At 72.6% G+C, this 12,893-nt stretch carries 12 protein-coding genes; 4 read left to right on the plus strand and 8 right to left on the minus strand.

Annotated features, from left to right (window positions below):
• The first annotated feature begins 15 nt into the window (after positions 1-15).
• The gene (locus tag H9Y04_RS09660; protein ID WP_187813322.1) at positions 16-1,758 is read left to right on the plus strand and encodes an ABC-F family ATP-binding cassette domain-containing protein; all 1,743 of its coding nucleotides are present in this window, start codon (positions 16-18) and stop codon (positions 1,756-1,758) included.
• A 50-nt stretch (positions 1,759-1,808) separates the two neighbouring features.
• Here the strand turns inward: H9Y04_RS09660 and H9Y04_RS09665 are convergent, their stop codons facing one another.
• Positions 1,809-2,669 (minus strand): ABC transporter permease, encoded by an 861-nt coding sequence (locus tag H9Y04_RS09665; RefSeq protein WP_187813323.1) that lies wholly within the window; start codon positions 2,667-2,669, stop codon positions 1,809-1,811.
• Positions 2,666-3,589, minus strand: a complete 924-nt coding sequence (locus tag H9Y04_RS09670) for an ABC transporter ATP-binding protein (RefSeq protein ID WP_187813324.1) — start codon at positions 3,587-3,589, stop codon at positions 2,666-2,668. The genes H9Y04_RS09665 and H9Y04_RS09670 overlap by 4 nt, the downstream gene beginning before the upstream one ends.
• Positions 3,590-3,749: 160 nt before the next feature.
• Here H9Y04_RS09670 and H9Y04_RS09675 point away from each other — a divergent pair, with 160 nt between their 5' ends.
• Both H9Y04_RS09675 and H9Y04_RS09680 read left to right on the plus strand, forming a co-directional pair.
• Positions 3,750-4,943 (plus strand): sensor histidine kinase, encoded by a 1,194-nt coding sequence (locus H9Y04_RS09675; RefSeq protein ID WP_187813325.1) that lies wholly within the window; start codon positions 3,750-3,752, stop codon positions 4,941-4,943.
• Complete coding sequence (locus H9Y04_RS09680) at positions 4,940-5,599, plus strand: response regulator (protein WP_187813326.1); 660 nt, start codon at positions 4,940-4,942, stop codon at positions 5,597-5,599. The genes H9Y04_RS09675 and H9Y04_RS09680 overlap by 4 nt, the downstream gene beginning before the upstream one ends.
• A gap of 35 nt (positions 5,600-5,634) precedes the next feature.
• Here the strand turns inward: H9Y04_RS09680 and H9Y04_RS09685 are convergent, their stop codons facing one another.
• Positions 5,635-5,958, minus strand: a complete 324-nt coding sequence (locus H9Y04_RS09685) for a hypothetical protein (protein ID WP_187813327.1) — start codon at positions 5,956-5,958, stop codon at positions 5,635-5,637.
• A 68-nt stretch (positions 5,959-6,026) separates the two neighbouring features.
• Positions 6,027-7,016: a DMT family transporter gene (locus tag H9Y04_RS09690; RefSeq protein ID WP_187813328.1), complete on the minus strand. Its 990-nt coding sequence runs from the start codon at positions 7,014-7,016 to the stop codon at positions 6,027-6,029.
• 267 nt (positions 7,017-7,283) lie between these two features.
• On the opposite strand from H9Y04_RS09690, the gene H9Y04_RS09695 reads away from it, so the two are divergent.
• Positions 7,284-8,015, plus strand: a complete 732-nt coding sequence (locus H9Y04_RS09695) for an SDR family oxidoreductase (protein ID WP_187813329.1) — start codon at positions 7,284-7,286, stop codon at positions 8,013-8,015.
• 50 nt (positions 8,016-8,065) lie between these two features.
• Here the strand turns inward: H9Y04_RS09695 and H9Y04_RS09700 are convergent, their stop codons facing one another.
• The 4 genes from H9Y04_RS09700 to allB all read right to left on the minus strand — a co-directional run bounded on the left by H9Y04_RS09700 (position 8,066) and on the right by allB (position 12,681).
• Entirely contained in the window at positions 8,066-8,890 is an 825-nt protein-coding gene (locus H9Y04_RS09700) for a hypothetical protein (protein WP_187813330.1), read from the minus strand.
• A 49-nt stretch (positions 8,891-8,939) separates the two neighbouring features.
• Positions 8,940-9,974: a hypothetical protein gene (locus H9Y04_RS09705; RefSeq protein WP_187813331.1), complete on the minus strand. Its 1,035-nt coding sequence runs from the start codon at positions 9,972-9,974 to the stop codon at positions 8,940-8,942.
• A gap of 243 nt (positions 9,975-10,217) precedes the next feature.
• The gene (alc, locus tag H9Y04_RS09710) at positions 10,218-11,339 is read right to left on the minus strand and encodes an allantoicase (protein WP_187813332.1); all 1,122 of its coding nucleotides are present in this window, start codon (positions 11,337-11,339) and stop codon (positions 10,218-10,220) included.
• A gap of 4 nt (positions 11,340-11,343) precedes the next feature.
• Entirely contained in the window at positions 11,344-12,681 is a 1,338-nt protein-coding gene (allB, locus tag H9Y04_RS09715) for an allantoinase AllB (protein WP_187813333.1), read from the minus strand.
• Between the last annotated feature and the right edge of the window lie 212 nt (positions 12,682-12,893).

Genomic DNA, 12,893 nt, shown 5'->3' on the forward strand with positions numbered 1-12,893 from the left:
ATCGGACGGTTCCCCATGCCTCAACCCGCCCTGCTCGCCCACGACCTCGTCCGCACCCTCGGCGGACGACGCGTCCTCGACGGCATCTCCCTGACCGCGTCGCCCGGCCGCCGCATCGGCCTGATCGGCGAGAACGGTGCCGGCAAGTCGACTCTCCTGCGGCTGCTCGCGGGGGCCGACGAGCCCGACTCCGGCAGCGTCACACGTCCCGCCGACCTCGGCTTCCTGCACCAGGAACTGCCGTACGAGAGCGGCACCCGCATCACCGCGGTCCTCGACGAGGCCCTGCGCGAGGCGCGCGAGGACCTCGCCGAGCTGGAGCGGCTCGGCGCGGAACTGGCCCTGTCCCCGCAGGATCCCGCGCTCCTCGGCACATACGGCCGGCGCCTCGAACAGGCCGAGGAGCGCGAGTCCTGGGACGCGGACCGCCGCGCGGCCCTGGTGCTCGACGGACTCGGGCTCGGCGGGCTCGACCACGGGCGCACCCTCGGCTCGCTCTCCGGCGGGCAGCGCGGGCGGCTCGCCCTGGCCGCGCTCCTGGTGCGGCGCCCTTCCGCGCTGCTGCTCGACGAGCCGACGAACCATCTGGACGACTCCGCGGCCGCCTTCCTCGAGGAACAGCTGCGGGCGCTGCCCGGGGCCGTGGTCGTCGCCGGCCACGACCGGGCGTTCCTCGACGCCGTCTGCACCGATCTGGTCGACCTCGATCCGGCGGTGGACGGTCCTGTCCGCTTCGGCGGTGCGTACAGCGCGTATGCGGCCGAGAAACGGGCCGAACGGGCGCGCTGGGAGCAGCAGTTCGCCGAGGAGCAGGAGGAGCTGGAACGGCTGCGGCACGCGACCGGGGTGACCGCCCGGCGGGTCGCGCCGGACCGGGGCCCGAGGGACAACGAGAAGATGGGGTACGGGCATCGGGCCGGACGGGTGCAGAGCCAGATCGCGCGCCGGGTGCGCAATGCGGCGCGCAGGCTGGAGGAGCTGGAGCGCACCCAGGTCGGGCGGCCGCCGCGTCCGCTGCGGTTCCTGGGCGGGGAGTCGGTAGGGGCGGGGCTGGTGGTGCAGGTGGACGGGGAGCAGGGGGAGCAGAGGGCGCCGACGGCCGGTCGGGAGGGGGCTGCCGGGGCCCGTGCGGAGAGCGCGGCGGAGTCGGCGAACCCGGCGAACTCGTCGAGCTCGCCTGATAATTCTCCCGGCGCCCCCCTCGTGTCGCTGACCGCTGTGCGCGTCCCCGGCCGGCTCGCGGTCGTCGGCCTCGACGTGGGGGTGACGGACCGGCTGCTCGTCACGGGTGGCAACGGGACGGGCAAGTCCACGCTGCTCGCCGTACTCGCCGGACAGCTCGCCGCCGAGGGCGAGGTGCGGCGGCGGCCGGGCCTGACGGTCGGGCTGCTCACGCAGGACACGGTGTTCGAGCGGCCCGACCGCAGCGCTCAGGACATCTACGTAAGGGAGTTGGGCCTGCGGCGCGCCGAAGAGGTGCCCCTGTCCTCGCTGGGACTCCTGGCCGCGGCGGACCTGGGCAGACCGGTCGGCCGGCTGTCCGTGGGCCAGCGCCGACGCCTCGCGCTGGCCCTGCTCGTGGCCCGCCCGCCCCGCCTCCTGCTCCTCGACGAGCCCACCAACCACCTCTCGCCCGTGCTCTGCGACGAGCTGGAGGAGGCGCTCGGCCCCGGCCCGGGCGCCGTCGTCGTGGCGAGCCACGACCGGTGGCTGCGGCGACGGTGGCAGGGGCGGGAGGTCCGGCTCACCGCGGAGTGAGGTCTGCCGACGCAGGGACGAGGACGCCGGCGAACCGCGCGCCCGCCGGCTCATACGTCCCTGCGCCGCACCGCCTCCACCGCGGTCAGCGCCGCCCCGAGCGCCCACGCGCCGAACACCACCCACGCCTCGGTGACGCTCACCGGGTACTTCCCCGGTCCCCAGTGCGTCCCCGTCAAGGCCTCCCAGGCGCTGAGCGGCATCGCGTTGCCGATCTCCGCGACCCAGCGATACGTCTCGCCCTGGAACAGTGCGGGCAGCAGGAGCAGCGTCACGATCGCGCCGACGATGCTGCCCGCGGCATGCCGTACGACGGCGCCGATGGCCATGCCGATCAGCGCGCTGAGCGGGGCGAGCAGCGCGGAGGCGGCGACCGCGCGCAGCGCGCCCGAGTCGGCGATCGACACTCCCCCGTGGTCCCGCAGCCACGCCTGTGTCAGACCGAACGAAGCCCCCGCGACCACCACTCCGACGGCGGTCGTCACCGCACCGACCACGGCGACCTTCGCGAGGATCACGCCGCGCCGGTCGGGGACGGCCGTGAACGTCGTACGGACGAGGCCGCTCGTGTACTCGCCGAACACGGCGATCGCACCGACGCTGCACGCCACGATCATCAGGATCTGCCAGGCCGGGTCGAGGAAGGCGGTGTGCATCGCGTCGAAGGCGAACGCCGGGTCGGGCCCGAGACCGTCCGGCGGCTGGGCGGCCTGCTCGGAGAGCCGGTCCGCGTTGGAGCGGGCCGAGTTGGCGTTGATGCCGACGACGGTGAGTGCTCCCACGCCCAGCACCCAGTAAGTGGAGCGCAGGGACCAGAACTTGATCCACTCCGCGGCGAGGAGATGACGGAAGCGGGCGGGGGCGGCCACGACGCCGGTACGGGCGGTCGCGGCGGGCAGGGTGGTCGTCATCGGGTTTCCTCCCCGGTACGCGGCGTCGTGGCGTAGTCGACGCTGTCGGCGGTCAGTTCCATGAAGGCCTGCTCCAGCGAGGCGGTCAGCGGGGTGAGTTCGGCGAGGGCGACCTCGTACAGGAGGGCGAGATCGCCGATGCGCTCGGCGTCCATGCCCGTCACGGTCAGGGCTTCTTCGCCGGACAGCACCTCGGCTCCCTCGGCGCGCAGCGCCCGGGCCAGCCGTTCGGCCGCGCGGGCCCGCACCCGTACGCCCTGACGTGTGCCGCGGGCCGCGAACTCCGTAAGGCTCTCGGCGGCGATCAGCTCCCCGCGGCCGATCACGATCAACTGCTCGGCGCACAGCTCCATTTCGGACATCTGGTGGCTGGAGACGAAGACCGTACGGCCTTCGGCGGCGAGGCGGCGCAGCAGGGCGCGCAGCCACTGGACGCCCTCGGGGTCGAGGCCGTTGAGGGGTTCGTCGAAGATCAGCACCGGCGGGTCGCCGAGCAGGGCGCCGGCGATGCCCAGGCGCTGCTTCATGCCGAGCGAGAAGCCGCCGATCCGGCGGCCCGCCACGTCCGCGAGGCCCACCTCGTCGAGCACGTCGCGGACCCGGCCGCGCGGGATGCCGTTGCTCGCGGCGACGGCGGACAGATGGGCGCGGGCGGTGCGGCCGCCGTGTACGTCCTGTGCGTCCAGGAGCGCGCCGACGTGGCGCAGTCCCCGGTCCACCGCACCGAAGTCACGGCCGTCGATCGTGGCCGTGCCCGCCGTGGGGGTGTTCAGGCCGAGGAGCATGCGCAGGGTGGTGGTCTTGCCGGCGCCGTTCGGGCCTAGGAAGCCGGTGACGTGCCCCGGCCGGACGGTGAAGGACAGGGCGCGGACGGCGGTGGTCGTGCCGTAGCGCTTCGAGAGTTCTCTGACTTCAATCACGGGACCAAGGTCGCCGAGCGGCGCCCCGCCCGGCATCGGGCCACCGGGCACATTCGCCCCGGCCGGGTAGCCCGTGGGCGTACGCCCACGGGCCGATGCCCGCCGGGATACGGCCTGCCTATGATCGCGGCATGAGCGCCACCCCCTCACCCGGCACCGCATGAGCGGCACCCCGCCGAGCCCTGCCGCCCTGCGGGCCCGGCGCCCGGTGGCCGTCGAGGTCCTTGCCTGGTGTGCGGGGGTCGTCTACCCGGTGCTGCTCGCGATCGCCGCGATCAACGAACCGGAGCTCACGGGTGCCCGTCTGCTCCCGTCCGCGCTGCTCGCGGTCCTGCTCGTCCCGCTGGTCCTGCGCCGTCCCCTGCCCGCGCTCGTGCTGCTCGTGACCGGCTCGTTCGCGGCGACGGTGCTGGCCAGGGACGTCTATCCCGACTGGCCGCAGGGCTGGCAGATCGCCTATCTGCAGGCGCTGTTCACCGATCTCGTGGTGGGGTACGTCGCGGCCGCACGCTCCCGGCGCACGGGTGTGGTGGCGGCGGCGCTCGCCCTGTGCACGCAGATCGCCGCCGTCCCGTATTACCGCTCGGGCGCCGACAACACCGTGAGCACGGTCCTGACACTGATCCTGGCGCTCGCCACGGCCTGGCTCGTCGGCCACTCGGTGGCCGAGCGCAGCCGGCACGCCCACGCCCTGCGCGAGCAGGCGGCCGCGCAGGCGGTGACGGCCGAACGGCTGCGGATCGCGCGCGAGTTGCACGACATGGTGGCGCACAGCATCGGCATCATCGCGATCCAGGCCGGGGTGGGCCGCCGCGTCATCGACACCCAGCCCGCCGAAGCCCGTAACGCACTGGGCGCGATCGAGTCGACCAGCCGCGAGACGCTCTCCGGGCTGCGCCGGATGCTGGGCGCGCTGCGCCAGTCGGAGGGCGCCCCGCTGGAACCGGCTCCCGCACTCGCCGACCTCGACCGGCTCGTCGCGGCGGCGGGGGACGCGGGGGTATGGGTGGAGCTGCGGCGCACCGGTGAACAACGCGCGCTCGCCCCGGAGTTGGAGCTCTCGGCGTACCGCATCGTGCAGGAGGCGGTGACCAACGTCGTACGGCACGCGGGGATCCCGGCCTGCGAGGTGAGCCTCGACTACGGCGTCGACGCGCTCGCCGTCACCGTCACCGACAAGGGCCGCGGCGCGGTGCTCGCCGACGAAGGGTACGGAATCGTGGGGATGCGGGAGCGGGTCGCCCTGCTCGGCGGCTCGTTCGAGGCGGGCCCCCGTCCCGAGGGCGGCTTCCGGGTGTCGGCCCGGCTTCCGGTTCCACCCGGCCCGCTCTCCTGCTCCACGGAGGAACGATGACCACCGTCCGCGTACTGCTCGCCGACGACCAGCCGCTGGTCCGCAGCGGTCTGCGCGTCCTGATCGCCGACGCACCGGACATCGAGGTGGCCGGCGAGGCGGGCACGGGCGCGGACGCGGTCCGTCTGACGGCCGAACTGGCGCCCGACGTGGTCGTGATGGACATCCGGATGCCGGGCATGGACGGCATCGAGGCCACCGGCCGTATCACCGCCGCGCACCCGGCCACCCGGGTCCTGATGCTGACGACCTTCGACGACGACGAGTACGTCTACGGCTCGCTGCGGGCCGGGGCGTCCGGGTTCCTGGTCAAGGACATGGAGCTGGACGCGATCCTCGACGCGGTCCGGGTCGTCGCCGGTGGGGACGGTCTGATCGCGCCGAGCGTCACGGGCCGCTTGATCGCCGAGTTCGCGTCCCGCCCGCGGCAGGCGCGACCGCAGCGGGAGTTGGCCGGCGTCACGGAGCGTGAGCGCGAGGTGCTCACGCTGGTCGGCCGCGGCCTGTCCAACGCCGAGATCGCCGCCGAGCTCTTCATCAGCATCGCCACGGCAAAGGCGCACGTGGCCCGCCTCCTCGCGAAGCTCTCGGCCCGGGATCGCGTCCAGCTGGTGATCATCGCGTACGAGACGGGTCTGGTCTCTGCGTCGGGGTGACCAGTGCCGCTGCCCGCATGGCCACCGTATGAGCGTCAGACGTCCTCGGGCTCGTGCCGCGTGACGAGATGCTCCCGCAGGACGAGGCGCTGCGCGAACGTGGCGAACAGCATGGCGCCGCCCACGGCGAGGGGCAGGCTGAGGACGAGCAGCAGCAGCGGCAGCCCGATCGCGTCGGCATCGCAGTCCCGCGCCGCGGAGAAGTCGCCGTCCGTGCACCGCCCGAAGACCCCGGGAACGGACGTCACGACCGACACCCCGGCCCACAGCCACAAGCCGCCGGCCATGACCAGCAGCACAAGCCCCGTGTCGCGCCACCAACGGGCCCTCTCCCGGAACCGCTCGTAGTCGGCGTCCACCGCACCCTCCCCCGTGAGCCGTCCCTTGAACGATGCGCGCGGCGGGTGCGGTGGTTCCCGCAGGGCGGTCAGGTCCTTGCAGGTTCGGATCGCTCGCGCTGCTCCGCGGCGGAGCCGGTACGTCGCGTGCGGGGCGCGTCGTCCCGTCGCTCCGGTACGGCCTGCCGCCCCCACGCCGTACCCACCAGAACCAGCACCGCCCCCACATACCCCAGCGCGCCCGGCCGTTCACCGCCCAGGGAGATGCCGACCGCCGCCGCCCACAACGGCTCCGTGCCGAGCAGCAGGCTCACGCGGGACGGGGAGGTCTTGCGGACGGCCCACATCTGGACGAAGAACGCGAAGAGCGTGCAGAAGACCGACAGGAAGGCCAGGCCCGCCCATTCGCGCGGACCGAAGTCCACGGCCGCGGACCACGGCGAGGCACCGGTACCGGCCGCGGCGAGCAGCGCGAAGAGCAGGACCGCCGTGCCGAGTTGGACCGTGGTGAGGGAGAGCGAGTCGGCGTCCTGGACCGCGCGGATACGGGACATCGCGAGGACGTGCACGGTACGGGCCACGGCGGCGAGCAGGATCAGGAGGTCGCCGAGCGAGGGCGCGGTGAACCCGCCGCCCTGCGTGAGCAGGACGACCCCGAGCACCGACAGGGCCGCGGCTCCGACGAAGGCCCCGGACGGGCGGCGCCGCGTGACCGCCGCCTCGGCGAGCGGCGTGAAGATCATGGTGAGGCTGATGATCAGGCCCGCGTTGGTCGCCGACGTATGGACGACGCCGTATGTCTCCAGGAGGAAGATCCCGCCGAGGATCAGCCCGAGCACCCCGGCGCCGCGCCACTGGGCCGCCTGCAGGGCGCGCAGCCTGCGCCACCCGGCGATGACCAGGACCGGAAGAACGAGTGCGAAGCGCAGCACGAGCACCGCGATGACCGTGTGCGTCGTGGTGATGCCCTTGGCGGCGAGATAGCTCGCGCCCCAGAAGACGGCGACGAGCAGCAGGGGCAGATCGGTGAGCCAGGCGCGGCGGGGTGCGGCGACCGGCGTCGCGGTGAGGGTCGACAAGGGTCCAGGTCTCCAGCGGCTCGGGGGAAGTGGAGACAACGGCGGCTCTCACAGGGGCGCGCCCACGGTAGCGGCGCAAGATCGCTGCCGGTAGGGGGATCTCACAGGGCGGTCGCCACCCTTGCGGTCGCCCGCCGGGCGGTCACAGGGCGGCTGCTGTTGCCTGGTCCCCGCCGTGGAGTCGATGTCCGATCACCGCCAGTGCACGAGGGCCGCGACGGGTTTGATTGAACGCGTTACCAGTTGGGCGATACGGAGGAGATGGACATGAACGGCAAGGTGGCGCTTGTGACCGGCGGCAGCCGCGGTATCGGTGCGGCGATCGCGATGGCGCTCGCCGAGGCGGGTGCCGATGTGGCGATCACGTATGTGCGCGGCGAGGAGGCCGCCCGCGAGGTGGTCGCCAAGATCGAGGCGACCGGCCGGCGCGGGCTCGCGGTACGGGCCGACGCGGCGGATCCGGCGGCGGCGGTCGGAGCCGTCGAGGAAACCTGCGCGGCGTTCGGACGGCTGGACATCCTGGTCAACAACGCGGGTGTCGGCGCGATCGCACCGATGGAAGAGCTGTCACTCGAGACGGTGCAGCAGCTGATCGACATCAACATCCGCGCCACATATCTCACCACCCAGGCCGCCGCGGTCCGGCTCGGCCGAGGCGGGCGGATCATCACGATCGGCAGCTGCATGGCACAGCGGGTGCCGGGTCCCGGCGGGACGCTGTACGCGATGAGCAAGGCGGCGATGACCGGGCTGACCAAGGCGCTGGCACGCGAGTTGGGCGGGCGTGGTGTCACGGCGAACGTGGTTCACCCCGGCCCCGTCGACACCGACATGAACCCGGCCGACGGCCCGTACGCGGAGCCGCAGGCGGCGATGACGGCACTCGGCCGCTACGGGACGACGGCCGAAATCGCCTCCATGGTGCGGTACTTGGCGAGCGATGAGGCCTCGTACGTCACGGGGGCGGAGTTCGCGGTGGACGGGGGCCATGCGGCCTGACGGTCAGCGGACGGGCCGCGCGGCCTGACAGTCAGGACGCGGCCTGACAATCACGCGTGGCCGTCCCGCTCGGCCTGGAGGCGCTGCTGCTCGGCGTCGTCGGCACGGGTCGCCGTCCTGTGGGCGGCGACGAACCGGCCGACGACGTCGAGCAGTTCGTCCCGGGCAGCCAGACCTTCGGCTCCGGGCTGGGCGAGGGCCTGGCGGAGGGCTGCCTGCAGGGCCTCGCGCGGCGCGGGCCAGGGGCCCGTGGTGAAACGGGCCTGCTGTGCGTGCTCGATCAGGCGCCGGACCTCCGCCGCGGTGTCCGTTTCGGTTGCGTCCCCGGCCCGCGGCGGGATCGCATCGGTCAAGGCCATGAGCAGCAACTCGTGCACCCAGGCCGTCATCCGGACGTCCGTCGTGGCAGCATCCAGACGGCGGTCCACGTACCGGACATACGCGGCCATCGCGTCACCGCGCACGGCCGGGAGCGCCTCGGCCAGGGCCGCGCGCAGCCGGGGCACTTCCGCCGCCGGCAGCGTCATGACGACCGCACTCGCACCGCGGGCCAACGCCAGCTCGGTGGCGGCCTGTTCGGCGGCCGCGCCGTCCGGGTCGGCCCCGCCGGAGCGGAAGTCGATGACTTCGAATCCGGCCCCGTCCACCGGTTCTCCGGTCAGCGCACCGGCCGCCCGTACGTATCCGGCCCTTCCGAGAGCACGGTCGATGTCGCGCAATGGGGGCGCGGCCGAGGGCGGGCCCTCCCGCTGCAGGATGGAGTCGCCTTCGCGTTCGATCCGGCAGCGGTCGGGCCATCGGGCACCGGGCACGGCGACCTCGGCAGTCCAGGGGTCGCCCGCGACGAGCCGGGCTTCGTAGCGCTTCAGGGGCATCGCCGGGCTCCATGGCGGTCACGTGACATGGATCGTGTCCTTTCCGGCCTCACGCCAGTGCGCTGCGTACGCGATGCAGGTAGCTGAAGTCGTGTGCGTCCCGCTCGATGCCGGCCGGGCGGATCTCCCTCGTCGCGACATTGAGCGCATAGCCGCCGACGGTGCCGAGCAGCCAGCCGAGGTCCGGCAGCAACAGCGCGCCACCGGCCGCGGCCGCCAGGGCCACGGTGACGGTGACCGAGCGGTGCAGCCAGGCCGCGCGGCTTGCGCGTACCGCCGACTGATAGCCGGCGACGGCCTGTTCGAGTTCCACCCGCAGCTGTGCGAAGACGTCGGCGGGGTGCTCGTAGTCGCGTCGCAGGTCGCCGAGGAGCCGATGCAGGGCACGCATGAGCCGCAGCCGCTCGTCGGCGTACTGCTCGCGAAAGGCCAGCACGACGGCCGTCGGGGTACCCGGAGCAGGGACCGGCAGCAGCCTGCCGAGCTCCATCTCCCAGGCCAGCGCGGCTGATCGGGTCGCGGGCCGGAGCATCGTGCGCGAGGCGTTCGTGCTGTCGGTGTACGGAACGAAAGAGCGGCCGTGGGGCACATCCCGGCCCGCCCGGTGGGAGAGTTCGCGCGCAACCGCCGACACGGTGAGGTTCTGCACCTCCTGGGACACCGAGAACATCCCGGGGTGACCGGGCATGCGCGCGGCGAGCCCGCGCCGGACCAGCTCGTCCTCGAACCAGCGGCCGACCTTCGTACAGTAGAGGATCGCTTCGGGCGGCACCGTGGGGCGCGGAGGTGCCGGGCGTGCGGCCAGGCGGTCCATCTCGGCGAGCAGGACGGTGGCGTGCTGCTGGTCGGGCATGGCCAGGTTCGCGCGGTCCGGGGCGGCCACTCCGAGCAGGAGGTGTTGGTCGAGGCAGAGCGGGGTGTAGAGCTCCCGCTGCTCCAGCTCCCTCAGCTCCCGGCCCACCGCCGCCGCACGGATCTCCGGATCCGCGGGCACCACCGAGGCGATGCCGTCCCAGTACAGAAGCGACTGGTGGACGACTTCCGTCGGCGGGTTGACCAACGGGTAGTAGAGCAGGACGGCCACAGCGGTCCCCCATGTGCGCACCGACAACCGGCGATCAACGCTAGCCGAGCGGCGACGCGACCCACCTCCGTATCCCCGAACGAGGGACGGGGGCCGCCGATGGCACCGCCGGCCTGGAGGCGAACCAAGGGGTGGCGCGCCCCGCCTGCGCACGCGTACGGCGGCGTGTCCTGCCCGCGCAACAGATGAGGCGCACCGGGGCTGTCCTCCCGGTGCGCCTCAAGCCTGGTCAGGGCAGGGGCGTCAGCCGCCCAGCTCCTGGTGGCGGGCCGCCAGCTTCGCGGTGCCGTCCTCGGTCAGGGAGCCGAAGAGGCGCAGGCGCGAGAAGCCGCCGTCGGGGTAGATGTCGATACGGACCTGCGAGCCGACGACCGGGGCGTCCAGGACGAACCGGTGGTTGGTGTCGGGCTGCAGGCGCGTGCGCGGCAGGAACTCCTGCCACTCGGCGTCCTCGGAGGAGCGCACCGAGAGCGAGGCCCAGCCGGCCGAGTTGCCCTTGAGGTACGCGGTGTCGATCTCGATCGCGCGGATCGAGGACTCGGCGACGAGCTGGTAGTTGATCCAGTCGTTGCCGTTGTCGCGGCGGCGGGCGGTCTCCCAGCCGTCGTCCATCTTGCGGGAGCGGCCCGGGTTGATGGTGTTGACCGGCGAGGAGTAGAAGCGGTTGGAGGCGTCGAGCACCTGGCCGCCGTTCTCCAGGGCGACCACGTCGAACGAGCCGAGCGCAGCGAGCCACTTGGGGTCCGGCACGACCTCGCCGTGCACGCGCAGACGGGCGATGCCGCCGTCGGGGTGCTGGTTGACGCGCAGGTGCGTGAAGCGCTGCTCGGCCGTCACCTCGAAGCCGTTGGCCGCGTGGCCGCCGACTGCCGTACGGGGAACGATGGTCGTCCACTTCACGTCGTCGGCGAGGAGCTCCTCCGGGGTCGGCGCCAGGGCGCCTTCCCAGTTGGTGGCCTCGACCGAGACGGCCTGCGGCATGTTGCCGCGGAAGTGGGCGGTGTCCACGACGATGCCGCGGATGACGCCCGGGGCGCCCAGGCGCACCAGCGCCCAGTCGTGGTCGTCGGCGGTCGGCCAGGGCTGCTCGGCCGAGACACCGCGGCGGCGGCGGGTCTCCCAGCCGTCCATGACCTTGCCCTTGTGGCCGAAGTGCTCGGGGTCGAACTCGGCGGCCTCGGGCACGAGCAGGTTCTCGCGCATCGCGAAGAACTCGTCGTTGGCGGCGATGACACCGGCGCCGAGGGTGCGGTCGGCGAGGTTGGCGTAGTGGGCGAACGGGAAGTCCGCGCTGCGGTAGTCGGCCCAGGGGTCGCCGCCGCCGTACGGGTTCGCGTTGCCGGTGAACGAGGGTATGGACGCCACGGTGTCAGTTGTTCCTTTCGAGAAGGCGGCCGGCGGGCTCGGTGAACGCGCCGTCCGCGTAGATGCGCTCGCCGCGCAGCCAGGTCGACTTGACGACACCGCTGAGGGTCTTGCCCGCGTACGCGGTGACCTTGTTGCGGTGCTGCAGCTCGGCCGCGTCGACCGTGAAGTTCTCCTCGGGCGCGAGGATCGCGAAGTCGGCGTCGCGGCCCGCCTCGATGGCGCCCTTCTGGTCGAGACCGACCAGGGCGGAGGTGCGCGCGGACATCCAGCGCACCACGTCGTCGAGGGAGTGGCCGCGCTTGGCCGCCTCGGTCCAGATGGCCGCGAGGCTCAGCTGCAGACCGGAGATCCCGCCCCACGCGGTGGCGAAGTCGTCCGTCTTGAGGTCGGCGGTGGACGGCGAGTGGTCGGTGACGATGCAGTCGATGGTGCCGTCGGCGAGCGCCTGCCACAGGAGATCCTGGTTGGCGCCTTCGCGGATCGGCGGGCAGCACTTGAACTCGCTGGCGCCGTCCGGGACTTCCTCGGCGGTCAGCGTCAGGTAGTGCGGGCAGGTCTCGACGGTCAGCTGCACGCCCTCTGCCTTCGCGGCGGCGATCAGCGGCAGCGCGTCGGAGGAGGACAGGTGCAGGATGTGGACGCGGGCGTTCAGACGCTTCGCGGTGTCGATCAGACCCTTGATGGCCACGTCCTCGGAGATACGGGGACGGGTCTGCAGGTAGTCGCCGTACTTCGGGCCGCTGAGGTGCGGGGCCGCGTCCAGCTCCCCCGGGTCCTCGGCGTGCACGATGAGCAGGCCGCCGAAGCCGGCGATCTCGCCCATGGAGGCGGCGAGCTGCTCACCGTTCAGGTGCGGGAACTCGTCCACGCCCGACGGGGACAGGAAGCACTTGAAGCCGTAGACCCCGGCGTCGTGCAGCGGCTTGAGGTCCGCGACGTTGTCCGGCAGGGCGCCGCCCCAGAAGCCGACGTCGATGTGCGCCTTGGCGCGTGCGACGTCCTGCTTCGTACGGAGGTTGTCCGTCGTGGTCGTCGGCGGAAGGGAGTTGAGCGGCATGTCCACGAGCGTGGTGATGCCGCCGGCCGCGGCCGCGCGGGTGGCGGTCCAGAAGCCCTCCCACTCGGTGCGGCCCGGGTCGTTCACGTGGACATGGGTGTCGACGATGCCGGGGAGGACGGCAAGGTCCCCGAAGTCCTCGAGCCGCGCGCCGGCCGGTACCTCGGCGTCGTAAGCCTCGACGGCGACGATCTTCCCGCCGGAGACGGTGACCGAGGCGGCCTTCGTCCCTTCCGGGGCGACCACTCTGGTCGAGCGCACCACCAGTTCCACGTCGGACACCCTCACCCTCACTTCCGTAGACGATTTCCGTAGAGCGGAATTCAACGGTCTGTTGAACGGAGTCTCGCCCCGGGATTGCGGCCCGTCAACCCCCTCCCTGTGGGGCGGACGCGGAGCCGCAGGCCAATTGGAGGTTTCCATAGAGCGGAAACTGAATTTCAGACTACAGAATGGATCAAGGCACAATCAAGAGAGGACCTGGTCGTACGAAG

This window comes from Streptomyces polyasparticus, assembly GCF_014493765.1.
Taxonomy (GTDB): Bacteria; Actinomycetota; Actinomycetes; order Streptomycetales; family Streptomycetaceae; genus Streptomyces; species Streptomyces polyasparticus.